Annotated in this window: 18 protein-coding genes and 1 pseudogene; 7 read left to right on the plus strand and 12 right to left on the minus strand. The window is 38.8% G+C overall.

Annotation, left to right across the window (positions count from 1 at the left end; translation table 11 throughout):
* Positions 1 to 393: 393 nt before the first annotated feature.
* The 4 genes and pseudogenes from PSE72_RS18695 (at position 394) to PSE72_RS18710 (ending at position 2,707) form a co-directional block, all read left to right on the plus strand.
* Entirely contained in the window at positions 394 to 600 is a 207-nt protein-coding gene (locus PSE72_RS18695) for a hypothetical protein (protein ID WP_272691075.1), read from the plus strand.
* Between the two features lie 19 nt (positions 601 to 619).
* A complete protein-coding gene (locus PSE72_RS18700; RefSeq protein ID WP_272691076.1) occupies positions 620 to 850 on the plus strand; it encodes a hypothetical protein in 231 nt (76 codons plus the stop codon).
* Positions 851 to 1,303: 453 nt separating this feature from the next.
* The gene (locus PSE72_RS18705) at positions 1,304 to 1,867 is read left to right on the plus strand and encodes a tyrosine-type DNA invertase (protein WP_272691077.1); all 564 of its coding nucleotides are present in this window, start codon (positions 1,304 to 1,306) and stop codon (positions 1,865 to 1,867) included.
* A gap of 196 nt (positions 1,868 to 2,063) precedes the next feature.
* A pseudogene (locus PSE72_RS18710) lies at positions 2,064 to 2,707 on the plus strand (IS1595 family transposase).
* Between the two features lie 208 nt (positions 2,708 to 2,915).
* Here PSE72_RS18710 and PSE72_RS18715 read toward each other — a convergent pair.
* The 11 genes from PSE72_RS18715 to PSE72_RS19995 all read right to left on the minus strand — a co-directional run bounded on the left by PSE72_RS18715 (position 2,916) and on the right by PSE72_RS19995 (position 13,299).
* Positions 2,916 to 3,653 (minus strand): hypothetical protein, encoded by a 738-nt coding sequence (locus PSE72_RS18715; RefSeq protein WP_272691078.1) that lies wholly within the window; start codon positions 3,651 to 3,653, stop codon positions 2,916 to 2,918.
* A 326-nt stretch (positions 3,654 to 3,979) separates the two neighbouring features.
* Positions 3,980 to 4,552, minus strand: a complete 573-nt coding sequence (locus PSE72_RS18720; RefSeq protein WP_272691079.1) for a fimbrial protein — start codon at positions 4,550 to 4,552, stop codon at positions 3,980 to 3,982.
* On the minus strand, positions 4,549 to 5,070 hold the full coding sequence (locus PSE72_RS18725; RefSeq protein ID WP_272691080.1) for a fimbrial protein: 522 nt from the start codon (positions 5,068 to 5,070) through the stop codon (positions 4,549 to 4,551). The genes PSE72_RS18720 and PSE72_RS18725 overlap by 4 nt, the downstream gene beginning before the upstream one ends.
* Complete coding sequence (locus PSE72_RS18730; protein ID WP_272691081.1) at positions 5,070 to 5,567, minus strand: fimbrial protein; 498 nt, start codon at positions 5,565 to 5,567, stop codon at positions 5,070 to 5,072. Before PSE72_RS18730 ends, PSE72_RS18725 begins: the two co-directional genes overlap by 1 nt.
* Before the next feature lie 8 nt (positions 5,568 to 5,575).
* Positions 5,576 to 6,199, minus strand: a complete 624-nt coding sequence (locus PSE72_RS18735; RefSeq protein WP_272691082.1) for a fimbrial protein — start codon at positions 6,197 to 6,199, stop codon at positions 5,576 to 5,578.
* A gap of 49 nt (positions 6,200 to 6,248) precedes the next feature.
* Positions 6,249 to 6,998 (minus strand): fimbria/pilus periplasmic chaperone, encoded by a 750-nt coding sequence (locus PSE72_RS18740; RefSeq protein WP_272691083.1) that lies wholly within the window; start codon positions 6,996 to 6,998, stop codon positions 6,249 to 6,251.
* 104 nt (positions 6,999 to 7,102) lie between these two features.
* Positions 7,103 to 9,637, minus strand: coding sequence for an outer membrane usher protein (locus tag PSE72_RS18745; protein WP_272691084.1), 2,535 nt, complete (start codon positions 9,635 to 9,637; stop codon positions 7,103 to 7,105).
* A 60-nt stretch (positions 9,638 to 9,697) separates the two neighbouring features.
* Positions 9,698 to 10,129, minus strand: coding sequence for a fimbrial protein (locus tag PSE72_RS18750; RefSeq protein WP_272691085.1), 432 nt, complete (start codon positions 10,127 to 10,129; stop codon positions 9,698 to 9,700).
* A gap of 163 nt (positions 10,130 to 10,292) precedes the next feature.
* A complete protein-coding gene (locus tag PSE72_RS18755; protein ID WP_272691086.1) occupies positions 10,293 to 10,808 on the minus strand; it encodes a fimbrial protein in 516 nt (171 codons plus the stop codon).
* 170 nt (positions 10,809 to 10,978) lie between these two features.
* Positions 10,979 to 11,338 carry a helix-turn-helix domain-containing protein gene (locus PSE72_RS18760; RefSeq protein WP_272691087.1) on the minus strand — a complete coding sequence of 120 codons (360 nt, stop codon included), beginning with the start codon at positions 11,336 to 11,338 and terminating at the stop codon, positions 10,979 to 10,981.
* Between the two features lie 1,715 nt (positions 11,339 to 13,053).
* Positions 13,054 to 13,299 carry a hypothetical protein gene (locus PSE72_RS19995; protein ID WP_442958897.1) on the minus strand — a complete coding sequence of 82 codons (246 nt, stop codon included), beginning with the start codon at positions 13,297 to 13,299 and terminating at the stop codon, positions 13,054 to 13,056.
* Positions 13,300 to 13,793: 494 nt separating this feature from the next.
* On the opposite strand from PSE72_RS19995, the gene PSE72_RS18770 reads away from it, so the two are divergent.
* The 3 genes from PSE72_RS18770 to PSE72_RS18780 all read left to right on the plus strand — a co-directional run bounded on the left by PSE72_RS18770 (position 13,794) and on the right by PSE72_RS18780 (position 25,708).
* Positions 13,794 to 23,876, plus strand: coding sequence for a non-ribosomal peptide synthetase (locus tag PSE72_RS18770; protein ID WP_272691088.1), 10,083 nt, complete (start codon positions 13,794 to 13,796; stop codon positions 23,874 to 23,876).
* Entirely contained in the window at positions 23,869 to 24,534 is a 666-nt protein-coding gene (locus tag PSE72_RS18775; protein WP_198633991.1) for a 4'-phosphopantetheinyl transferase family protein, read from the plus strand. Before PSE72_RS18770 ends, PSE72_RS18775 begins: the two co-directional genes overlap by 8 nt.
* Positions 24,535 to 24,886: 352 nt before the next feature.
* Positions 24,887 to 25,708, plus strand: coding sequence for a formate/nitrite transporter family protein (locus tag PSE72_RS18780; RefSeq protein ID WP_198633989.1), 822 nt, complete (start codon positions 24,887 to 24,889; stop codon positions 25,706 to 25,708).
* A 322-nt stretch (positions 25,709 to 26,030) separates the two neighbouring features.
* Here the strand turns inward: PSE72_RS18780 and PSE72_RS18785 are convergent.
* A partial coding sequence (locus tag PSE72_RS18785) for a carbohydrate porin (RefSeq protein ID WP_272691089.1) occupies positions 26,031 to 26,487 on the minus strand: 457 nt, incomplete at its 5' end.

Consider the following 26,487-nt stretch of genomic DNA (forward strand, 5'->3'; position numbering starts at 1 on the left):
GGAACCGGAAGGTAATTACAAAATACACAAAATTGGGTGCAAACAAATGCCGATAACTTCAAATCGCTTCTTTCTAGGTAACTTACTTAAAGCTATACGAGCAATAGATGCAGTTAAGGATTTAGGATATTATACTTAATTAAATTGTACCAATGAATTGTTGTACTTTGATAAAGTCTGTTTGCAGGTCGGAATTTTTTTTAGCTTGATTTTATTAGATGAAAATGCCATTATAACATTAGGTGACTGGCAATCTGGCGTCTGTCTCGCGAAGCAATAGCCCACTTTTTTAGGTCTACCTACATTATACTTAGTCCTTCTACATTTGTGATGCGACGAGTTAGATTAGCAGGCTATCGGTCTCCAAAAGTGTCTGAAATTTGGAGTACAGTCATGTCACCATATTCTTGTATTGAAATCGTCAGAACCAAAGCGGAAAAAATGGTGTGCTCTAATACTGCGCTCACGCATACTCAGGCGTTAGGGTTTATTGCACAAAATTTTATATTTTCGAATTACCATGAACTTGTTCAAGTTGCAAAAAATATACCGCTGGAATCTCGTTGGTTGATAGCCACTTTTTGTGATTCTGATTTCTAAGGTGTCATCTATAATTTATATGGCAGCTATACCGATTACCTCTCTCCCCTCTCTTGAGATAGCTGTAGAAGAAAAGTTATCAGGCGATATCGCAACTACCAATGCAGATGGTTTTACCATTGAAGACCTTGTGATAACAGATACCTTTTACGATGAAATAAAGGGGATTTTGGCCCTGCAAGTCGTATTCCTCTATCAAGGCAACCAGTTACCAGACCATGTTTACTCCAGCGTAGAATTCGAAGTCTAGGCCACAGTTCGTTTGTTATAGCGCGATGAAAAATGGAGTTTTATTGATGAGGATTTTGAAATTACGTACTTAGTATCCGATACTGATCGTGATTGGTACGAAAGTTTAGAAGACATCTGACAGTAGAACGGTGAGGCTGAATTCTATACAGGCTTACCTATAGCTATATTTATAAGTTTTAAAATAACCATCCATATAAAAATAATTTTCAATTTTCTAATATTTAAATAAAAATAAATATTCAAGTTATAGACTATTTATAACACTAAAATATTTCATCAAAAAATGATGATTTAATTTATAAGATAATTATTGTATAGTATATATTTGACATTTTAAAGAAAAAAAAGCAGTATATATAACCTATAAAATTAGTTCGTTAATATATATTTATGCATTATGATTAAATATAGTAAGTTTACTCAAATCAATATTTCATAAAGAGAATATAAAATGAAGCAACGAAAGTTTATTACTCGTAATGAGATTAATATGCTACTTGATGCTACAAAATACGGTCGTTATCCAGAGCGTGATTACTGTTTGCTATTAATGGGTTTTTTACATGGTTTTAGAGTCAGTGAGTTAAGTCATTTATCTATTAATGATATTGATTTGGTACAAAAAATAGTTTATGTAAGACGTTTGAAAGGAGGATTATCAACTATTCAACCTTTATATCTATCTGAGTTAAATGTAATTAAGTCATGGCTAAAAAAAAGAAAAAAATTTGAAACACCAGGAGTGAGTAATCTATTTATTTCTCAAAAGCGCCAAGGCTTATCTCGCTACCAAATATTTCGTTTGATTGAGAAATACGGTAGATTAGCAAAACTTAATATTAAGGTACATCCACATATGTTACGACATGCATGTGGATATGCTTTAGCGGATTTAGGACGCGATACTAGATTAATACAAGATTATCTTGGCCATAGAAATATTTCTCATACGGTGTGTTACACTGCGTCTAATGAAAAAAGATTTAATAAAATGTGGAAAGGATTTATACAATAATTAGTTGATTTCCCTAATTTAAACTCTTATTAGAGTGAGCGTAAACCTTTAGGTTGAATAATATTTCAACTAATTTACTATATTATAAATATAAATAAGTTTTATAAACTTATATGATATATTATTTTTTAAGCTAATAAGTATAGTTAAAATTATGGGGCTGTCCTAGATAACTAAGATCATCTAGGATAGTTCTATGAGAGAAAGTAGACTCAGTCAGTATAAACAAGAACGGAACGGTTAATTAAGCTGTTTATTGCAGGCTCTACAGCTCGTATCGTTGCCGAACTAGTTGGTGTACACAGAAATACCGAGGCCTACTATTTTCATCGCTTCAGAGTACTAATCGTTGAGCGCGTTGATAAGCATTCTTGGTTTGATGGAGAGACCGAACTTGACGAAAGTTATTTTGGTGGACGCCGTAAAGGCCAGCGAGGTAGAGGCGCAGTCGGTAAAATGCCTGTATTCGGGCTGTTGAAGCGTAAGGTTATACCGGATGCCAAATCCCGCACATTGCTACCGATAATTGAGTCAAAAATTTACCCTGAAAGCATCGTCTATACGGATAATTTTGTCAGTTATGACGTATTGGATGTGAGTGATTTTAAGCATTATAGGATTAACCATAGTACTCAGTTTGTCGATAAAAAAGACCACAAAAATCACATAAATGGCATCGAAAATTTTTGGAATCAAGTGAAGCGCCATATGCGTATATATAACGGCATTCCGAAGGCGCGTTTTGAGCTGTATCTGAAGGAATGTGAGTGGCGTTTTAACACACCAAGTGCAAAATTCCAATTAACTATTTTAAAACAGATAGTTAAAGGTAAGATTTAAACCTTATCTAGGGCAGCCACAAAATTATTTATAATAGCTGTTATATATAACAGCTATTATATATGAGTTTATTAAATATTCTGTAACATGTGTATAAAATTTATTATTTGCAACAAGGCCCTTTATTTGCAAAAGTGCCTGAACTTCTTACACTGAAACTAAAACGCCCCATCGGATCATGGGACGCTTACAATATAATTAACTAAGATCAAATAAATAAAACCGTTACAACAACATTACCAACATAATCTCCCGCTTTCTGATTTACCCCATCAAGAATAGAACGAATTGAAAATGAGGAAACACCATTTATGGGAAAGGTCATACTTGGGGATTGTTCCGCTCCATGTATTATTGAATATAATGATTTGATGCTCCCTCCTTCCCCCGTTAATAACCCTTCGCCTGCAACGCCTGCAGAAGAAGATGTAGACATTTTCACAGTAATAGGCGTAGTACAATTGATTGTTCCATCAACTTGAGCAATGTGCCCTGATACATTACTACTACTTACAGATCCGTGTTCAATAACATTAGGTAACGAGATAGAGCACGATGAATTAGTGTCACGCTCATCAGTACAACCTTCAGCCACTAACACAGAGCCCATAACCTGATTATTATAAGTTGACGTAATAGTTTTTCCATTCCCGATGTAAGTGCGGGCACATTCTCGAAGAATCGGGTTTGATATGTTCCAGCTGAAGATGGAGCTGAATGTACGAGGAGATAGAACCTGAAATAATGTCCCATATTCTAATTCATCACAGTGTTTATCAGGTGATATAGTAATGACCTGTGAATACCTTCCATACTGAGATGGACTACTATTCTTAAAATCAAATTTCCAAGTAGACCACGCTACACACCCTGGTGATGCAGTATTATCTAAGTCACCAGAGAATATTTCACCGGCTGTCGACAACGTTCTGTTACTAATGGCCACATTTATTACCTGCCCTCCTCCAGAACCCGTCCAAAAAGGCTTAGAAATACCAATTGGAGTAGTCTGACATATTGCGCCAACTGACCACAGACACGATAAGCCAAAAAAAGTAATATAGATTAATCGTTTGTTCATATTTCACCGCATTATGATATTATTCTTTGTTTTATTAAAATAATTATAATTACTTAGCTGTACTTACGATAAAAGTATTGTTAAGCCTATTACCTATATCAAGCATTCACTTTATGTCTATCTTACAATAATGGCTGAAACGCTATTTTCACCAATCCTATACATATAAACTAATTTAACACACTGATTTTCTACTGGTATATCAAACTATAAGTTAAGGTCGCACTAAAAAATCCTGGAGTTACTGTATTAATTGCCCCAGAATCTATAGCCTGTAAGTAAGATCTCAGCCTAATAATCATCTCACCATCCTTTATCGGCACCATCGACTCAACTTGTGTATTGTTAATCGGCAAAGCAACACCACTAGGGGTTTCGAGGCCAATAGCAATCCCACTGGCTTCGCTAATTGCATCCACATTTAATAATCCAGCATCTGTTGTCGATGCAGCACTAAATTTTGCTGATATACTGTTTCCCATTGATACATCACAATTATCCAGGCGAAATAAAATGTCTTCTTTGCTATAAAACCGCCGCCCATTAGCTAAATCTTTTTCATTAATACTAAACCCAAAAAAAACCTCAAAATTCTCATACTGCGGGTTAACAGTGCAAGGCAACGCGATTAGTGTTCCACTATACTGAATCTCATTGCTATTAGATGCATAAGCATTCAATGACACTATGTTTGCTAAAAAAATCACACTACTAAATACACCGGGAATTAGGTAGCGCTTTATTTCTATTGGTTGTTTTATCACGGGTAATTCATCTCCACACTCGCTACAGCAGTAAAATCTCCTTCAAACAATGTAGTTCCTAGAGCTTTTACCGGAACAGCATACAAAGGTAATATCAGAGTCCCATTATCAGACATCGATACCATCGCTCCTGTTTTTGGTGGTATAACATTTCCTTGATAATACAAGCGAATCCCCAAACCTTCAGTTGAAGTTTGTAGAGCATTGTGATCAAACGGAGCAACAATCCCTGATCTACCCGCATATTGAAGAAACAACGCTACCATATTGCCAAGCCCTACACCGCAACTTAATTTCAATGCAAAATCTTGTCGGTAGTTCACTCCATCAATATTGGTAATTCCTATATCGCCAAACGAAATTTTAATCGGTTGATCCGTGCCATCCAACCCAATAACATCGCACGGAGGGTTATCAATCAAATTCCCAGTAAAATTCACATCAATAGCTTGAGAGAGCAGTGATACAGTGCAGCACAGCGCAAATAATCCCCCACGAAAAAGTATACTTAGCTTCATTATTGATACTCCACACTAAGAGTAGCAGACGCCGTAAATACGCCATCACCGACCCCACCTATTCCACTGGTCACAGGCACCACAGACAGCATTGGCTGAGAGGCATAATTAAAATTTTTCCATGTTGCTAAATTTAAATTAGCACTATCTGCTAATAAACGTAGTCCCAAGTTCTTTGTGCTAGTATTCAGAACATTAGCTTCTTGCCCAGCCATACCAACACCATCAAACTTTAATTTCAACGCTGGGTTATCCACCCCATCGTCACAAACTAACGTATACGGAATAGTTGTCTTACCGTAACTAATACCATCAATGTTTTTAATGATAAGGTCTCCCATATCGACATTGATTGGCTGACCCGAATTGATATCACACGTTTTTTCAACCACCGTCACTTTCACCGTCAGGGTATACTTTTCGGCAAACGCGCCGCTGGAGAAAAGCAGTGCGCTACCGACCAACGCCGTCAAACATCGAGATGTTTTGATTGTCATCCTGCCCCCTATTCATACAGCATTTCAAACGCAATCAGCGCCGAGTACGCCCCTGCGCCCAAGTGCCCAGTTCTAACGGGTGTCACGTAATAGGTCAACTGACGTTGCCCTGACGGTAACAACTGAGGCTCGCTAGTTTGTCCCATCGGCAATAATTCCCCACCCGCGGTCGTCACTGCAAGCCCCACCCCTTGCGCGCCAGTGACGCGCACAAAGTCTGGATTAAAGGGAACTGTCGGTGCCACAAACCGAATTTTCACCGCCGGCTGCGTCGAACTCCACGCCGTCAGGCCACTTTGCACATTCTCAAGCCGCGTCGCTGTCTCTAAGCAATCTTCCAGTTCAATCTGAAACGCAATCGGCATCCCCTTACCGTTGTGCTGAAAGGTGCCAGTATCTAAGTTCCCCATCTCCACCGTCTGGTAGCTCGACTTCATCGCCAAACGGCACGGACTTTCCGTCAGTGATCCTTTGACATACACCACCCCGTGCTGCCCATCCACATTCCAGTTATCCACTGGACGATAAAGATTGTCATTGTTATCCGACAGACTCGGCGCACTGACGATACCACTAAGCACCACCGCAAGCAGGCCGTGACAAAACCGGTGTTTTATTTGTTGGTCAGTCATCTGACACTCCTTACTGTCTATTACACTAAGTACTGGCACTGACTCTGCCTTATTCGCTTTTATCGTTAGGAACAACGTCACACGTTGTCGACTTGCAATGGAACGCCAACGTCGGGCGCCCCCCAAAATCATTGATGTACGTCAGTACCGGACTGCTGCCCAGCTTATTGACACTGACCCCAAGCGTATCTTGCCCATACGGCGACACCATCACCGGCATAAATTCCTTGCCATCTGACGATTTTGCGTTAGCGGTCGCGTTAATTATCGTCACGTAATACGGCGTCGGATTTTTCACGATGAACTGATCACCTTGTTTTTCCAAAGTCAACTTGTCTTGCCACCGCACCCCATTTTTCTCCGGGATTATCGCTTCCGGACGATAGAACAACTTCACCCGCGTCTGCAAGGCAATTTGTAACGTGTTCGGCTTATCGCTTTTTGGCGGAATTTCCCGTAAATTAAAATAGAACAGCGATTCACGATCTTGCGGCAACGTACTAACCGTCGGCAAGGCCTCAATCTTCACTTGGCTGGATTTCCCAGGCTCTAAACGCTGCACCGGCGGCAACACCACTAATGGTGACTGGACTTTTTGTCCTTCGGCATTTTCAATCCACCCTTGCGCCAAATACGGCAGCTGTTTATTGTTATTCGAGATATTCAACGAAATCGATTTTTGACTGCCATCAAAAATGACCCGAGTCCGGTCCATGGAGATCGCCCCATAGGCCGTACTACACAAGACAGTCAGCCCGATAAGGCTGAAGACAACACTCGATGCGCGATTTAATTGCATAGTCGTTTACCTTTATCTAACAGGAAAGGACGCCCTCTCCCCTCATAATTCACTCTGAATGTCGCCCACACAGTATTCGTGCAAGCCGTTTTTATTTGAATAATTTAGCGTTGAGACAGGGTACTCACGTTAGCGCGGACTGTCGGCGTACACGGCAACAATAAAGCTTCTTGCAAGGTGCCCAATACCGCCGGGAAACGCACTTCACACGCCTTATCCTCGCCCCACGTCACCGTCATCGCCTCCGTCGGATTAATTCCACTGATGTACGCACTGCCTGCATCCCCCACAATCCCCGTATTTTGCCCTTTACCGTTTTGCACCTGTGCACCAAACGGTGGAAAGCTGCCATCCGATAAACGCAACACCGTCATCGCTTTTTCCCCCGACACCACCGCAAAGTGACGGTAGCCCACCGCCCCTTCCGTTAACGTAGCTTGCACCACTGACTGCTGCGCATCAACGTTATCCGGTAAGGCGTTCAAATCTATCTGCGCCTTACTGCGGTAATAACTGTTCACATCGCCGACGACCGCTTTACCAAACGCGTTTGATGTAATCGGCGCTCCAATTCCTTTAATCGGTACACCTGCAACGCCATCCGTGTCAACCAGCATCCGCGTCCCACCTAGGACATTAATACGGTGTAACCCGCCACCTTCCGCGGTGAGTGTGATGCCGCCACTTGCCGACACCCCATATGCACTGTATTGGTTGTGCATATAACTGGCATTCGCCGTTAAACGCGCCACATCCGACTGATGGGTAATAAACGCACTGCCCGTGCCGCCTTTTTTGCTGCTGCCGGTACTCAGTTGATACGTCGTCCGGTCATCAATGCGGTCGTAGTAAGTGGCTCGGTTGGTGGTATCATAGCGACTGCTGTTTAAGGAATACCCTACATTGGCGCCGTTGCTCAGCGGGAACGAGGTGGATAAAAACACACTGTCGTCTTTCACCCCGTTATACTCGGTACGCGTCGCGGTCAGGTTCAAACTGACATTTTTAAGCGGCCCGATGTCCATGTACTTCGATAACATGACACTATAATAGTCATTGTCTGCCTGATCCCAGTACGTTTGATGGTTGTAGTTCAAGTACAACGACATCCCCAGATCAGCAAAGTTTTTATTGAGTGAAACGGTATACAGCTCTTTACTGCCACCGTAACGTACCCCGGTATTTAATGCCGTTAAGAAATCGGACATCGACATAAAGTCACGCTCGGAGAAGCGATATCCCGCAAATTGAATGGTACTGTCTATCGTTTCAAAGCGTTTCGAGTAGTTAATCCGGTAAGAGCCCCCACTAATCCGACTCTGTCCCGGTAAACGTGCAAAAGACTGCGTCACATCAAAAGACAAGGCACCAAACGCCAATAAATCCCGTCCGATACCGAGTGACACCGCATTGTAGTTTTGACTGTTCAGGCTGCCCCCAAACAGTGACCACCCATTGTTAACACCCCACGAGAACTCGCCGGTGACAAAGCTGTCACCTTCACTGTGACGTTGGTAATTGGTCGGTTGCCCTAATGCTAACTTGTATTGGATTTGCCCCGGACGGGTCAGGTACGGTAGGCTTGCCGTATCCACCTGAAATTCTTGAGTTGAACCGTCTTGTTCCTTGACGGTGACCTCTAGTTTACCGCTGACTGCATCACTTAAATCCTGGATCCGAAACGGCCCAGGGGCAACTTGGGCTTCATACAAAACACGCCCTTGCTGACTCACGGTCACCGTGGCGTTGGTTTTTGCGATCCCGGTCACTTCCGGCGCATAGCCGCGTAGATTGGGGGGTAACATGTTCAAATCCGAGCGCACACTAGCCCCAATAAACCGGAACGAATCAAACATATTCGAGATCAGGTAGTCTTCCCCGATAATAAGTTTGGCTGCCAAGCTAGGCAATGCGCGGTACGCATAGAAACGGCTCCAATCAAAATCTTTATTCACCGCCTCGCCCGACCCCGTGGCGTGATTTAATCGCCCCTGCAAGTCAGCGCGAAAACGCCAGGCGCCCAAATTGACCCCAACCACCCCGTTACCGTTTAGGGCATAGCTGTCGTGCCCGCCGTTATACGAGTTATTGGCATTACCGTTGACGTTATAATCGAGCATCAACGCCGGAATGCCGTCGTCCCAACGTGACGGCGGATCCCAATTCGGAGCCGTGTACTCCAAATAGGCTTGGGGGATGCTGACGTACAAGGACGAGGTGGCTAAATCGCCGCGTACTTGCATGCCCGGTACGCTTTCCACCAATAAACATTGTCCGTCATGCCACCATACCAAGTCCTTTTGTATTGATGGCAATAATCCCAATAGTTCCACCACACCTGAAGATAAACAGGCATCACTGCCTTCAGAGTCGTTAATGGGCGAGTAAAACGGCACGGACACCTCACCGAGCTGTTCGTCATTGGCCTTTAAAGTAAAGGAATACGTCCCCGGCATAATGTAGCCCACCCGGGAAAACAGGTTCAAGTCAATGTTAGTTTTGTCTTCTAAATCAAGTACCTCTGTATTAAATTCAAACGCCTCTACCGCCATGGCCGGCATAAAAACCCCGTATAAGGACAAGGCAATTGCCAGACTCAGGCCACGAGGGCGAAAAAATTTTGGTCGTGTTGAAGACATAAGTAACATCCCTAAAAGTCAAGTTCAGGAAAAACAGTAAATCCAAAAAAACGAGTTTTTTTAGTCATAATCGAGCTTAAACCGTAGGGCGCTTTGATAGTCCCCGGGTCGTAAAGGCCCCGTATCGGAGACCAGTTGCAAGCCGTAATGCAGCACAGAGTTACCCGGAAAAAGGGCTTGCTTCGGGGTCGATTGCCCGGGATAAATTGGTTGACCTTGTACATCTTGCAGCCGTAATGCCACGCCGCGTGCGTCACCAGAGACCGAGAACCGCTCACCGTCGGTGGGGCCGTCAAAGGTGACCGAAAAGGTTTGCCACGCCGCGCCCGTATACGGGGTCAACGTGCACCCTATCAGCGCAATCGAAAAGGGGTGAACTGGACCGCGTCCTTGCTGGTGAAGGGTACTGACGGGCAGTACCCCCATGTCCACTGTCTGCGCATACGAGCCGGTGTCAATGGCACACGCCGAATTGACAATACTGCCATTCATGCTAATGCTCCCCCATAAAGGAGAAGGCTCGGCTTGTACCGCGGGCAAACACACAAGGTGGCTAAGGAGCAATACCTTACTGATTGAAGCAAAGTTCTTCATATATTCCCTTTTTTACCCAAAATCGTTCCTCAACCTAAGTCAAGGAACGAACTACTGTCACTTATTGGTAAGCAAGAGTGAAATTAGTCACCGCAGAGAATTCGCCTGGAGTAACTGTTTCACCAGTCAAACCTTGCAATGCGGCCGTAAATTTGAGTTCGTTGTCACCTGCAACGTAGGTTTGATCTGGAGCAGCGTTATTCAAATTAATTTGGGTGCCAGAAGTGCTCATGATTTTTACAGCTGCACCAGAAGCTTCACCGGTAATTTGCAACATCCCCGTATTAACACCAGCATCTACACCATTAAATGTAACTTTAACAATATTATTATTTTGTAAATTACAACCTTGTAATTTGATAGAGAAAGGTTGAGGAGCAGATGCTCCGCCCGCATTTAGAGTCACATCAGACACTTGGCCCAATGGAACTTCTTGGTTTTCTTCACCTGGCTCAATCGAACACGGTGCTGTAATGATAGAACCAATGAATGTTACAGTACCGGTGCCTGCGTCAACAGCTAAAGCCGATGCACTCATTGCGCCAGTAATCAGGGTAGCTAATAAAATTTTTTTCATACTTTCCTCTAAGGATATGTGGAATAAAAAAACAGCGTCATTCTCCTAGGAATGACCACACTAATGAGCCTGTCGTGATTGACAGACGCATCAATAACGCGCCGTGGAGACTTCAATAAGCAATAAATAAAAAAATCGAAACAAAACGAAACCGCTTCTTTGCACTTTCGCTAACGAAAATAGCGACGAGCCTCATCTACTTTCATTAAATAATATTGAGGAGAGTTACTCTCCGGTATCGTCATCGGTGGAAATACCGACTGGTAATATCCGTAAAGATTAGGGGTACGCTCCTTAAGTGATAAGGCGACCTTTTGAAAAAAAAATTCCAATGACGCCTCCAAGTGCATTAACACAATTATTAAGGTGTCCGTATCTATTTTGCAGACTCCCCGCTCATAGCGAGAGACTTGTTGCTGAGAAACCCCCAGCTTTTTGGCTAAGCCTTGACCGGTTAATCCTCGGGATTTTCGAAGTAGCATGATATGGTGGCCAATGACGACGTTGATGTCGTGTTTAATGTGAGACATAACCTGTTCATTCATCGTGTTCATTGTTATCACCCCACTGAAATAAAAAGGAAAAACCCAAAATACAACAGAATGAAGCATTACGTTGCATTAATAATCGGTAGCATAAAAAAACAAGAATGTTAGTAATTAAAAATAGGAGAACTGAATAAACTCAAAATAAGATAAAATATAGGAGTATTAAACAATGGTGTTTATCTGACTCATAAAGAGGGAGGATTGCACTTACAACATCCAAATACAATTTGCACATATAAGAGTGAGTAACCAAATAATATATCTTGCATTTATTATCATTATTAGGTAGATTTAAGAAATGCAACGTAATGCTTCAAATTGTTGCATATAAATAAAAATTAATAATGCATATTAAATACTTATACTAATGTTTGTAATTCAGTATTGGTGTCATTTAGCATCCTATTTATGAGTAATAGGATTGTGTGTTCAATATAGAGATCATCACAATAGGCAGTGTTCTCGCTCTATGAATGTGCTGATGATTTTTTCATGCATTTCAGGTAACTCCTGAGTAATCTAATGTCTTACGGTTAAGTCGTTTTAAGTGATTTCTCAAGTTCATGATTAGGAATCTATGACCACTCTCGTTTTTGCAATACTGATACAAATAATATTGTTGGCTTGCATAAATCTATCCGGCATCTTAATAGGCTTTTATGCCTGCGCCTCGATGAGTTCCGCACCTGATGAACCTTATAAATTGAGCGGCAATTTAACTGCCATTCCTAACTACAGGTTTTTCATTAGGTCGGTTAGCCGTTAATATCATCCATAATCAGTCTTCGCAAAACCGGATAAGCCATTGTTTAATTTTTAATTATGATAATTCAGAATCAAAGGACTGCTGACGCGTTGTGAGTGCCCAAGCTATTCTGGCTAGCTCAGGTAAGGCATTGTCGTTGGATGAAAAAGCTTGAAGCCCGAAGAGGATTTTTGAAAAAAGTTTTTACTTTAAATTGATTTAATAAAACGCTAAAAACATGTTTCACTTAGTTTGCAAGAACTGATGCGAAAACGGCTACCTTCCCTGTAATAGTCTCAAGTTGACCTAGGTAATGATATACCGGTGAAGTGATAAGGAAGTAGGATTCGGATAACATCATGACGCAGATGACTTAACCTACTAATGACGCCGGATATATGGTCGCAAACCGTATCAAATCAGTACTTGTAATAACTGAGGCGTTCATATATGGTCAACTAATATTGTCTACACTATTAGACTGTTTGTAAAACAGTCTCTCTGATTCATTTGGGGTTAATCCCCCATTACACCAGTGGAAGCTGATGCTGCTGTAATAACCTGCGATATAACCGATAATTCTACGCGTTGCTTCTTTCAGGCTTTCATAACCGATTGAAGGCATCCATTCATGTTTTAAACTTCTAAAAATTCGCTCCATTGGGCTATTGTCCTAACGGTCAACCTCGGCTCAGACTTTGGGAGATTTGATAACACCATAACCGTTGACGATACTCAATGCTGGTATAATGACTCCTTTGGACGCTATGAAATATTAGTTCTTTTGGCTGTCCTCCGCATTTCCCAAGTCATTTATAGAAATTTTTATATCAGCGCGGTGTCGGGGAGGGGTGAGATAGCCTAATCGACAGGCTTACGGGCAAAGAGGTCTAATACGACAGCCAGCTAAGCCCACTTTTTTTCTGTCCAAATATACGTCCGCCACACTACACTACACTTGATTGGGGGCTGTGACAGCAAATTGGCGATCAAGTAAATTTGTGATGTCGACATGTTCTTGATTTACACGTTTATAACTATGTTTAACCTGCTGGCAATTCGTAATACCAAGTTCTTTTATTAACTTACCGGCAAGACTCACGCCCATTATCTGTGTGGCTTTAGCTACTAAGTAATGATGGCCAACCACCATTTTAGCTACTTCAAGTTTAAATTCTGCTAAATATTGCTTAACCATATGCTCAACTGTAATGTCATTGAGGTAATAATATTACCTCTAGTCAGGTGACCAAATTAACTATGCTACTTTAATAATTGATCTGAAACGTACGACAATATACCTGATTATGGTAATGAAGGGCCGCTACTATCATGTTTTTTAACTGACGAGATTAATCTTTAGATGCGAAATTTCGTTGAAATGATAGCCATGCTGAACTCCAATAAAAAAGCGTATTTCATGCTCGTTGACTAAAAAATAAAAATCCAAAAAAATTTTTTATGCAATATTAAACTCGAAAAAATATACATATTTTTTGTTTTTTTTATATGATTAATTTATTAAGTTATTAATTACAAAAGTAGAAACAAAATATTAAAAATTATTTATATAAATATTTATAGTATATGAAGAGTTGTAATGTAATATAACAATAAAATTAGTATTAATTATACTCATAATATTGGTAATTAATAAATTACATTGATTTAGGCGAGTGAAAATGGTGTACTATGAAAGAAGCTACCACTAGTTATTTGTTATCATCTCCATATACAAAATTATTTTGGAATGAGTATTTACTTAACCCGGAAAGTTGCGAATATAACCTTGTACTTGATCAAGATTTATTTGGTAATATTGATATTAATAAAATAGGGAAAACAATAAATATCCTATCTAAAAGGTATCCATTATTTACAATGAATTTAAATTATAATGATGGACAATTGTTTTGGAGGCCATCTAGCAATAAGTCTAGCCTAGAAATTATAAATGATATAAACGATATATCTGAAAAGTTAAAGTTACCGTTTAATTTGGAAAATGATAACTTAGTTCGTTACTATCTCTTTAAATATGCAGATAATCATTTTCGTTTTTTTGTTGTATTGCATCATGTTGTTATTGATGGGTTATCCGCCCAAGAGTTTTACGATTCAATCTCTGAAATCTATAATAATATAGATAACTACGAGAAATGCATAAATGAAAATAAAGAACAGGATAACTATCAATATACTACTGGTTATGATGATATCCAAAAAACGTTTTTAGATTTTAATGATTCAGTGAGTTTACTTATTGATAAACATGATTCTGTTTCATATTGGCAGAATATGCTTAAAAACTGCCCTTCTAAATTAGACCTACCTTTTATTAAAAATAATGAAATTGAACAGTATGAAAGTGCGGAAGTTAGATTTAAATTAAATCAACATCAATGGTTAAAACTAAAAAGTGGTTTAAAATACGCTAACCATTTCTTAGTATTTAAAACACTTTGGACATACTTAATTGGCCGCTATACTGGGCAAAAAACCATTTATATAAATTATCCAATTGCTATCGAAGGTGGCACATCGCTCTGTTTTGGAGCACAAGTAAATACTGTTATATTCCCACTCACGCTTTCTGATAGAAAAAGCTTTAATGATTATTACCAAGATACCATCGATTATACTCGCTCATTAAAAGTGATGGGTAAGTTACGCCATTCTCAATTACCTATCTATGAAGTGCTTTCAGCCACTCCTATAAAAGAAATGAGTGTCAGTTTCAGTCAGGCCTATCTAAAAGATAACTCTCTTCAATTTTCAGGCTGTGAAGCAAGAGTTAATAATCAATTTAACAATGATATGGCAGGCTCTGCATTAATATTGGAGTACCAACTACAAGGTAATGATTTTGCCTTTAGGATCCGTTACAAAAAAGCTCAATTTCATGAACAACAAATGCAAGAAATGGCTCAACAATTTCAACATTTAATAAATATTGTATCTCATAACCCTTACGCAATTCTATCCGATATTTCATTGCTGACTCCTAATCAGCAATTGTTTATTACTCAGCAATATCAATCTAACGATAATCTAGAAAAAACGTTAATTTCATCGTTTGATGATCAAGTATTACAATACCCTAATTACCCTGCTCTAAGTTTTAATAATACAACACTAAGCTATCAACAGTTACAACAACAGACAAATCAGCTGGCTCGGCATATACAAGAACGTTATAAAAAAATCACAGGACGAGAAAATTGCCATCAAGCTTTAATTCCTTTTATTCATCATCGGGGTATACATGCCATTATCTCAATGATAGCAATTATGCGTACTGGAGCAGCATATGTTCCTTTAGATCCTCAAGCTCCTGAGGAACGTATAAAATGGATCATCCAAGATATAAATAGTCCTATTATATTAACAGAACAATCTATCACTCCATTACTTAACCGTATAGCTCCATCTTTGACGTGCTTAAATACTGATAATCTAAACGAGTGGAACATTGAGCCAACGAATACAATTATTGATGAAACAGCTCCTCACCTGACAGCCTATACGATTTATACTTCGGGCACAACGGGACGCCCTAAAGGGGTTTTGATCCCACATCGTGGTCCTGTCAGTATGTTAAGTGCAGTAAAAAAAGAATTATCCGTAAATAATATCAAGCAATCCAATGTCTTACAGTTTTCATCCTTTGTGTTTGATGCCCATGTATTAGAAGTCTATATTGCACTACTTTCTGGTTGCCACCTTTTTGTTACCGATGATGCAGAAAGAAAAGATTTGTCATTACTCCAGCAAAAAATGGCGCAATGGGACATCCATTTTACGATTTTGCCTCCTGCATTATTGAGTACCAAGCCGATATTTCACGACTCTTTACAAACGTTATGCTCGGGAGGAGAAGCCGTTTCACAAGAGGTAGTAGATTTCTATAGTATGAGAAAGTTCACTTTATCTAATATGTATGGTCCTACTGAAGGCTCTGTATTGGTCACGATGAACCCAAACTTCGAAGGTGGAGCTCGTAATATAGGGAAAGCATTACCTGAATGTCAGTTATTGGTTACAGATGAGAAACTTAATATCCAACCTATCGGTGTTGTAGGAGAACTTTGTATAAGTGGGCCGAGCCTTGCTACTGAATATTTCAACCAACCTGAGCAAACAGAGCAAAAATTTGTTTTAAATCCTTATTCAAATCAACCTCTTTATCAATATTTGTACCGTACAGGAGATCTTGTCCGTCGGCTTGCTGATGGTAGCTTTGAATACTTAGGTCGCAATGACCACCAAGTCAAAATTCACGGTCATCGTATTGAATTGGACGAAATTGAGAGCGCACTACTATCATACATAGGAGTTATTGATGCTAAAGTAGCTGTACGTTCTCTGCCAAACCCAACGATATGTTGCTGGTACATGACTGATGGTTCAGAGCTTAATCCCCAACAAATCCAAGATCATGTTGCACGTTTTTTACCTCATTACATGGTGCCACAAGCGCTTATGCGTGTGGAAAAATTCCCCCTTAATATAAACGGTAAAGTAGATTTAAACGTATTACCAACACCGATAATTTTACATAGCGAAACGATGTGGCGTGGTGCAGAAACCCCTCTACAGCAAACTCTATTGACTATTCTATGCCTAACTTTTAGTGATCAAAAGATTGGGATTGATCATAACTTCTATCGCTGTGGGGGGAATTCAATTCTCGCGATTCGCTATTGCCATGAAATAAGCAAAGTAACAGGTTATCCCGTTACTGTGAACATATTGAGTACTTATCCAACAGTTGCCCTGTTAAGCCAATACTTATTAACCATACAGAAAGCAGACATTCAGTCTAATGAAATTAAAGCCTTAGGGATTGATCGTACACCGTTGTCATATCAACAAGCACGCCTTTGGTTTGTTGATAGGCTTGATGAAGGAAAAACTCACTACCTTTCCCCTATCATGTTCAAGCTGCACAAACAATGTGATACTGAATGTTTCGTTATGGCATTACAGCAATTGGTTGAACGGCATCAAATTTTACAGAGTGTGATCTACCAAGATGATCAAGGCAAAGCTTGGCAACAGCGAGTGAACAAACAGCTTGATATTCAGCATGTTCACATCACAGAAGATGAATATCATACATTTGTTACACAAAAATTGACGACTCCTATCGACCTCACAAAGTCGATCCCTATTAATGCGACGCTAATTTATTACACTAATGCATCAGGAGAAAAATGTTGCGATTGTTTATTAGTCATTCACCATATTGCGATTGATGGTTGGTCACAAAACATTTTCATTCGTGAATTGACACTACTTTATAACCAAAATAGTTGTCATGATGTACTCGATATTCCATTGAATGATCTCATGATACAATATAGTGATTATGCCTATTGGCAGCAAACACAAGCTCCATCGCCAGCACATCATTTAGAGTTTTGGTATCAGCATTTGGCTGATTACCAACAACTTGACTTGCCAATCGACTTTACTCGCCCTAATCATTTTGACACTAAAGGTGATAATTTCGAATTCATGTTACCGGAATCATTAACCAGTTCATTAAAAGCTATTGCAGTAAAACAAGGTATTACCTTGTATTCTGTAATGTTAGCCGGCTTTTCAATTGTTTTATCGCGTTACTGTGCCCAAGATGACATTATCATTGGTATGCCGTTAGCAAACCGCGAACATGTACAGCTTGATAGTGTGATAGGCTTCTTTGTGAATACTTTACCCATTCGATTAAAAGTTGATCCCAATTACTCTGTCCATCAATGGTTAAGACACGTTTTTGAAACTACACAAGATGTTCAACTACATCAACAGCTTCCTTTTGACCAATTAGTTGCTAGTTTACATACATCACGGGATCTCTCGCGTCACCCAATATTTCAGGTTATCTTTGCATTGGAACAAGATGAAAGTCACTTACTACCTGAATGGATGGAATTAGCCGATCTGTCGGATTATGAGAATAATGCTAAATATGACTTAAACTTGACCCTGCACCAATCCGAAACAGCAATAAATGGAGTGATAAACTATGCAACTTCATTATTTCAACCTGAAAGTATTGCCAGTTTAGCACAATACTATGTCACAATATTATCTCTCATGGTTGATCATTATAACGACTCTATTCAAACGCTCTCACTGATTGATAATAAGAATTATCAGGAAAATATACCTGAATATGACTATCAGCGGGCATTACATGCCGACTTCATTCTTAATGCCTCTCAATCTCCGGACCTTGTGGCTGTAATTGATAATATAGGCAGTATGACTTACAACACGTTATATCTTTCTGCTCTTATCCTCTCTAATCAACTTCGTGAGCAAGACTCTATAGAAGGAGAAGCTATAGCAGTACTTCTTCCCAAAGGTCGTCTACAACCTATCGCATTACTCGCGATATTAATGAGTGGAAAAGCATTTTTACCGTTAGATATGAGTTGGCCGCTAGAACGTAGAATATCAGTTATACACCAAGCAGGTATCAATACATTGTTGTGCGCGGAAGAAGATAATTATGGTGATGATATTCAGACCTACATTCTTGATGAAACTGGACGTGTGCAAGATTTCGCTGATCCTGAAATACTTCAGGCTCCAGTAAAAGTAGCACCAACTGATTTAGCTTATATTATTTATACTTCGGGCTCGACTGGAAAGCCGAAAGGAGTGGCTATAGAGCATCAAGGAGCAACCAATACTATTGAAGGTTGTAAAAGACTCTTTAATTTTAGTGCTAAAGACCGTACTCTCGCACTCAGTGCATTAAGTTTTGACTTATCTATATATGATATTTTTGCAGCGCTGTCCTCTGGCGCTGCTGTTGTGATGCCAAACGAATCTGAACGTTATTCACCAAAACATTGGTATGAATTAATGGTGAAACATAATGTCAGTATGTGGCTGAGTGCACCTGCAATGATGGAACTATTGATAAGTTATATGGAGCAATCGGCTAATGTAAGTAATCTATCTAGTTTACGCATCACTATGGTAGGCGGGGATTGGATCTCGGTCAAATTACCTGAAAAATTAAGAGCCAAAGCCCCTAACTGCACAATTTATAGTGCAGGAGGGGCAACTGAGGCATCTATCTTTTCTATTCTCTATCGTATTCCTGAGACACCTATTCTCACATCTACTATTCCATATGGTAAAGCTCTACCTCATCAGTCATTTTTTATTTTAGATAGCCAGCTTAATCCTGTTCCTGTTGGAGTTAGAGGAGAGCTTTATATTGGTGGTGTTGGGCTGGCCCGTGAATATTGGCGAGATACAACGCGTACTGAAGAAAGCTTTATTTTTCATCAAGGATTAAATCAAAGGCTATATCGCACAGGTGATTTAGGTCGCTGGTTACCAGATGGCAATATTGAGTTTATGGGACGTAGGGACTTTCAAATAAAGTTGAATGGTTATCGTATCGAATTGGGGGAAATAGAGTTTGTATTACACACGCATCCGCAGGTAGATAAAGCGTGTGCATGGGTAGTTGAGCTACCACAAAAAACATTAGTTACTTGGTATGTTTCGAAAAAACCAATTGCTGATAGTGAGTTAGCAAATCACGCTAGCCAACATTTGCCTCACTATATGTTACCAAACTATTATGTTTGGGTACCTGAGCTACCATTGAATGAAAATGGTAAAATTAATTACAAGCGATTACCGTTGCCTGATATAAAACAACAAGATAATTGTATGCCAGAAAATGAGTTTGAAAGTGTTTGTACCACTATTTGGCAGACCTTACTCAAACAAGATAATATTGGTGTGAACAGCAATTTTTTCACATTAGGTGGAAATTCGTTGCTAGCAATTCAAGCATGCTATCAAATTAATCAGGCTTTAAATTCACAGTTTACATTAACTGATCTAGCTCAAAGTACTGGGATTCGTGCGCTTTATCAACGCCATCAAGCACAATCTGCCGAGAAAACACTTATCATTATTGAGGAGTCACGACAACTTCAGCACCCGCTCTCATCAATGCAAAAACAGCTATGGTTTATTGAACAATTAAATACATCAAGTCAGCTATACCATATACCACTATTATTAAGTATAGCTGATGACTGTGATTGGACTTTATTACGTCAAAGTATTGAAATGGTAGTCTCTCGCCATCAAGTGTTGAACTGTGTATTTACTCAAAATGAACAAGGTGAATACATCAGCCAACAAATAAACACTTCTTTTAATATTAATGAGAAATATATACCGGTCGATAAGTGGGAAAAATTGCAGGTTGAATTAATCAATGCTCCATTTGATTTAACTCGCAATATTCCTGTCCGTGCTGGTATTTATCACTGCCACTTTGATAATCAAATAAAATATCATTATGTTTTATTTGTTTTTCATCATATTAGCTTTGACGGAACCTCTATTCCTGTTCTATTGCAAGATATCATAGAACACTATCAAGCATTAAGTAATAATCCTCATGCAGTCATACCTGCACTACCTATTCAATATGGTGACTACGCAAGGTGGCAGCAACAGCAATTAACTGGCGAACATATCAAATCAACAGAACTGTGGTGGCAGCAAAATTTAGATGCTTGGCAGCCATTAGCTCTACCACTAGATTTTGTGCGCCCTGCTCAATTCAATCATCAAGGTCGTAATTATTCTTTCACTATCCCTTCATCATTAGTTGCTAAGGTTGAACAAATGGCTCGTCAAGAAGGGATCACTCCTTATATAGTATATTTTAGTTGTTTTAATCTACTGTTGAGCTTATTTAGTGGTCAGCAAGACATTATTGTTGGCACACCACTAGTGCATCGACCAACTTCTTCATCGCAGCAGTTAATTGGTTTCTTTGTTAATACATTACCTATTCGTACCAAAGTTGATGATGATATGACACTCAAGCAACTGAGAAGTATGTTGTTTGAACAAATTTTGCTTACTCAACAGAACCAGCTACCATTGGAACAATTGATTGCAAAAATGAACGTATCACATGATCTCGCCATTAACCCTCTATTCCAAGTCATGTTTTTATATGAGCCTAGATTAGATGATAATTTACCTTCATGGTTAAGTATTGAGCCTTTCTCTAACGACTATGAAATGGCTAAATTTGATCTAACACTTAATGTGATTGAAACCCCAGATCAAACAATTGCTACACTAAACTATGCGTCATCTTTGTTTAAACCTGAAACTATCGCGCATTTAGCTGACTATTACATAATAATTTTGCAGCAGTGTTTGGAGAACAGCAAGAATAACGTTCGTGATATCGTACTTGTTTCAGAAGAAGAGACGCTACTTACGCGTGATCTATGGCGAAATCAGACTCGTTGTTATCCCTATGAACGAATGATTTGGCAAGACTTTGTCTGTAAAACGAATCAGCAACCTCAAGCTATTGCGATTATTGATAAACTAGGTGAGATGACTTATAGCCAGCTCTACCGAGCCGCTTTACTGCTTGCTGGTCAATTATCGCAGTCACCAGCCATGCTTGGAGATACAATAGGAATATTAATCAACAAAGGTCGAGCACAGATCATTGCCGTTCTTGCTTGCTCATTTGTAGGGAAACCTTATTTGCCGATGGATAGCTCTTGGCCAGAAAAACGCTGTAGAGATGTTTTACAACAGGGGAATGCACAATTGGTGATTAGCAGTAAAAATTGGGAAACGCCAATTGATGTCACTATCGTCACGATTTCTGAACAAGGTGTGGTTAATAACTTACCGGTTGCCCCTCATTTTACGAACCCAATTAAAGTATCACCTGATGAGCTGGCATATGTGATCTTCACTTCAGGTTCAACAGGTAAACCTAAAGGTGTTGCAGTTAAGCACTCGGGCGCAGTAAATAGCATCATTGATACCTTGAGAAAAATGAATATAGGCTCTCAGCAGCGCCTATTTGCCATTAGTGCTTTAAGTTTTGATATCTCCGTGTTTGATATATTTGGAGCGCTTTCTGCGGGGGCCTCCATCGTCATACCATCAGAAGAACAACGTTATGATCCCAAAGCCTGGGCAAGCATAATTCAAAAACATCAGGTGAACTTTTGTAATGCGGCTCCATCTGTTATTGCGTTATTAATGGAGTACCTTGAAACAAGCGATACACCACAACAACTTAAATTAGAAAAAGTAATTTTAGTTGGTGAAATTATTCCTAAGTCTTTACCCGCTCGAATTCGCCGTTTTTCATCTCAATGCCAAATTGTCAGTACAGGAGGTGCGACAGAAAGCTCTATATGGTCTATTTATTATGATATTCCATTTGGTGATTTAGATTCGCCCAGTATTCCTTATGGAAAAGCGATGGCACATCAGCGTTTTTATATATTAGATAAACAACTTCGTCTATTACCTTGCGGAATACCTGGTGAGCAATATATTGGTGGTGTAGGAGTTGCTGAAGGTTATTTTAATAATCAGCAACTTACTGATGAACGTTTCATTTGGCATGAAGGGCTTGGAGAGCGACTTTATCGTACAGGAGATATGGGACGATGGTTACCTGATGGTAATTTAGAATTTTTAGGGCGAATCGATTTCCAAGTTAAAGTGAATGGCTACCGTATTGAACTTACAGAAGTAGAAAATTGTGCTCTAAGTTACGATAAAGTTACCGCCTGTTGCGCAATTGTTCATCATAGTGATTCATTACAACAATTAGTTCTTTACTACGTGGCTAGTGAAGAGATAGAAGAATCTGAACTTTTAATGCAGATGTCACAAAACCTTCCTCTTTATATGTTGCCATCTCAACTTATAGCTCTTAATGCTTTACCCTACAATACGAGTGGTAAATTAGATAGATCTGCACTACCAACTCCTGAAATACATACTCAAGAGCAATATAGTGCACCACAAACCCCACAACAAGAGCAGCTTTGTCAGTTATGGCAAACTATTTTAGATGTTAAGCAAGTAGGGATCCATGACGATTTCTTTCAATTAGGTGGAAATTCACTTAAAGCCATCTCATTATGTCAAAAAATGTCAAACATTATAGGTAGAACATTAACGATTGTTTCTTTATTCCAATATCGAACAATTGAAAAATTACTAGCTGCAACAGATCGTATCATGTGCGGGGAATTAAATAAGCTTATAACTCATAATGAACCTAAGTTATGGATGATACATCCAGCCCTAGCAGGTGTAGAAGTTTTCTCAGATTTTGCTAAACAAGCTCAAGGAAAAATACACTGTTTTGGATTAGATAATTACAATCTTTATCACGAACCCGCTATAGATGAGCTCTCACTGCTTGCATCTTTTTATCGCGCTGAGATAGAGAAAAGTAAAACATATCAAGAAGGTAAACCTATTTACCTATTAGGATGGTCATTAGGAGGGCTAATTGCTCTAGAGATAGCTGCGCAGCTTGAAGCTAAAGGCATCAAAAATATTTCCTTATGGTTACTTGACAGTTTTTATCAGCATTCGGTTCAAAAGTCATTATCACGCTCTGAATTACTTTCCGCTATAGGTATCACCGGTGAGATGGCACAGCGAGCAATTAGTATTGAATCTGCTGAAGATAAACTTGCGTCTAGTTCAATTAGCTGTAAATTAATGTCAACAAAAGTGACCTTATTTAAGGCACTCAAAATACACCCCAAATTTAAAGGGGAAACCATGCTGCCACTTATTAATAGCCCTGATAATGGATTAACTAAGATTTGTTCAAATCTTGTAGTGATTAAACTTGATTGTAACCATTATGATATTATCGAGAAAAGGAATGAAATTATTCAATTAATCACTGATACTATTTATGAATAGCTTAAAATCGGTACTTTTGTCTTACATCGTCGAAAGTCTACCGCCTTCGATAGTTTGCACTTTGTACCATCAACATGAATATCAACCAGAATGGCGGCTTCAAGTCGCCATACCTGAAGATATTCAAAGTAGTATTCCGAAGCGACAAAATGAGTACGTAAGTGGGCGAATTTGTGCTGCTGAAGCCTTACAGAAATTAGGAAGTTCGAAATGTTATGTGGGGAGAGATCCACAATATGCACCAAAATGGCCTAAAGGAACAGTGGGTAGTATTTCTCATAACGAGCATTGGGTGATTGCCTGTGTTGCCTGGCAATATAAGTATATTGGATTAGGTATTGATATAGAAACACGCATAAACTCTGATTATTTAGAGTCTATGCATCAATATATCTACACTAAAAATGAACTCATACTACTGGAACAAGCTGATTTTGATGTACTCACCGCAAGTACAATTTTATTTTCTATTAAAGAATCTGCTATCAAATTACTTTTGTCTCAAAATTTAACTATAAATAATTTTAAAAATATTCAAGTGGTTCAAGTGAATGGCAATCAAATTATATTACGAATACTTTTTTCTACCCCTAAATTTCTTATTGGACAATTTTGGGTACAACAAAAAACAATCGTTACATTGGTTACAGAAAAATAGGTTAAAAGTGATTTTTTTGATTAATCATACACTGAAAAATAGAAAAACAACTTCTTCACTTTGATTAATAACCACCTTAGTATAGGATATTTTTCAGCTTTTCAAGGGGGTCTTTTGATAACTTTCACTTAGTCAAACTCAGTAACAATTGAGCAAATAATATTAATGTATTACGTGGAGATATTGATATAATTCATGTTATAAAAAGAATAAAATTATTCTTTATATATATATATAGTTATAGCTCGACTTCTGCTCAGTAACGTAATCTAAACGCGATAACTATTGACTATTTAACTTTTATCGCATCATAATAACACATGACTATACCGTTTGTATTAATAGGAAGTGTATGTCTAAAAATGAAAGTGAACTGAATTGGCGCCAAAGAATGGTGATTGAAGAACACGAAAAGCTCTCACCTCGGCTGATTTATGAAATTATCCGTAAACACGGTATCGAGGAGTTAAATCGCCCCGCAAAAGCGTTGATATTCTCGGGGATAACTGCTGGAATTATCATTAGTTTTTCATTTGTATTTAAAGCTACTTTTAAAGCGTATTTACCGGATTCTGAATGGGCTTTTTTAGTCGAAAATATCGGTTATACAGTAGGCTTTATCATTGTTATTTTAGGACATATGCAGTTGTTTACTGAAAATACAATAACAACGGTTGTCCCTCTTTTTTCTCCTTTTACTTATAGAAAACTGTACCAACTCATCAGATTATGGGGAATAGTCTTTATTTCGAATATCATTGGTACAGGATTAGCGGCGTACTTTATTCTAAATAATCACTTATTTGATCAAAATATTATACAACAACTTGACACAATTGCATTTCATGTTACTTCATATTCTATCACTGAAAATATTATAAAAGGGATCCCTGCCGGCATATTAATTGCTTCACTTGTTTGGATGTTGCCTTCCGTGAAGAATAAAGTTTTGTTGATATTTTTTATCACTTATCTAATGGCATTGGGTGGATTTACACATGTCATTGTTGGTTCTTCTGAAGCCGCTTACTGGTTTTATAAAGATAACCTCAGTTTTTCACACTACCTTTTTACATTCTTATTTCCAACGACTTTCGGTAATATAATCGGAGGTACAGGAGTTTTTACTTTGTTGATTTATGGGCAAGTTAATGAGGAATTGGGAGGTGAATAAGACTTACGACCTTTGCATTATCTTGATAACTGATTATGCTCAGATTTAGTAATTGACTGCTAAGTATTTTTTGGTTTATCTATGAATATCCTGTATAAATAAATGATAGAGAATTATTACAAAAATAATAAATTTATAACAAGCTCTTTATATCGGAAAGAGATTCAGTATCATGAGTAATTAAAAATTTGCAACAGTGCCATTTTTAATATAGAAATACATTAAAACACAAGAGAAATAAATAGAAAATCTTTTTGATAGTTATTTTGCAGCCGTTCTTCCTATTTATTAACAACATATAGGAAGAACGGCCTAACTTAGACTAGAAAAGATATTTGAAGCGAGCACGAATACCATAGCGTTCATCATCATGATGACTAATCAAATTAGTGTTATCGGCATTAATTTTAGAGTAATAAGCCCCAAGATAAATTTTGTAATTATCTATAGCTAAAATTTGAGGTAACTCATAAGAAGCATATAAAGTATGAACATCATATTTACCCGGGATGTTATTCAATACTGAATTAGGGTCTGTCGAAATATTTACTGCATTAAAATCTTTAATATTATTATGCGCATAGATATAACCTAGCTGAGCGCGACGCCATAAGGCATAGCCACCTAACGATAAATCTGTTTCTGCTATTGCATCTAGGTATGCAGTACTGAATGTTAGCTGCACTCCATTATCTGAGTCTTTCTCTACGCTATTCCATCCTAAAGTCATACCATATCCATTACGTTTGGACATATCCTTCCAATGACCATCAACGTTG

Source organism: Providencia sp. PROV116 (genome assembly GCF_028482485.1).
Lineage (GTDB): Bacteria > Pseudomonadota > Gammaproteobacteria > Enterobacterales > Enterobacteriaceae > Providencia > Providencia rettgeri.

Excerpts from the sequence above, each read along its gene's own strand:
- PSE72_RS18695 (WP_272691075.1), top strand. The coding sequence starts at position 394 with ATGTCACCATATTCTTGTATTGAAATCGTCAGAACCAAAGCGGAAAAA.
- PSE72_RS18700 (WP_272691076.1), top strand. The coding sequence starts at position 620 with ATGGCAGCTATACCGATTACCTCTCTCCCCTCTCTTGAGATAGCTGTA.
- PSE72_RS18705 (WP_272691077.1), top strand. The coding sequence starts at position 1,304 with ATGAAGCAACGAAAGTTTATTACTCGTAATGAGATTAATATGCTACTT.
- PSE72_RS18725 (WP_272691080.1), bottom strand. The coding sequence starts at position 5,070 with ATGAAGCTAAGTATACTTTTTCGTGGGGGATTATTTGCGCTGTGCTGC.
- PSE72_RS18730 (WP_272691081.1), bottom strand. The coding sequence starts at position 5,567 with ATGACAATCAAAACATCTCGATGTTTGACGGCGTTGGTCGGTAGCGCA.
- PSE72_RS18735 (WP_272691082.1), bottom strand. The coding sequence starts at position 6,199 with ATGACTGACCAACAAATAAAACACCGGTTTTGTCACGGCCTGCTTGCG.
- PSE72_RS18740 (WP_272691083.1), bottom strand. The coding sequence starts at position 6,998 with ATGCAATTAAATCGCGCATCGAGTGTTGTCTTCAGCCTTATCGGGCTG.
- PSE72_RS18745 (WP_272691084.1), bottom strand. The coding sequence starts at position 9,637 with ATGTCTTCAACACGACCAAAATTTTTTCGCCCTCGTGGCCTGAGTCTG.
- PSE72_RS18750 (WP_272691085.1), bottom strand. The coding sequence starts at position 10,129 with ATGAATGGCAGTATTGTCAATTCGGCGTGTGCCATTGACACCGGCTCG.
- PSE72_RS18755 (WP_272691086.1), bottom strand. The coding sequence starts at position 10,808 with ATGAAAAAAATTTTATTAGCTACCCTGATTACTGGCGCAATGAGTGCA.
- PSE72_RS18760 (WP_272691087.1), bottom strand. The coding sequence starts at position 11,338 with ATGTCTCACATTAAACACGACATCAACGTCGTCATTGGCCACCATATC.
- PSE72_RS19995 (WP_442958897.1), bottom strand. The coding sequence starts at position 13,299 with ATGGTTAAGCAATATTTAGCAGAATTTAAACTTGAAGTAGCTAAAATG.
- PSE72_RS18770 (WP_272691088.1), top strand. The coding sequence starts at position 13,794 with ATGAAAGAAGCTACCACTAGTTATTTGTTATCATCTCCATATACAAAA.
- PSE72_RS18775 (WP_198633991.1), top strand. The coding sequence starts at position 23,869 with ATGAATAGCTTAAAATCGGTACTTTTGTCTTACATCGTCGAAAGTCTA.
- PSE72_RS18780 (WP_198633989.1), top strand. The coding sequence starts at position 24,887 with ATGTCTAAAAATGAAAGTGAACTGAATTGGCGCCAAAGAATGGTGATT.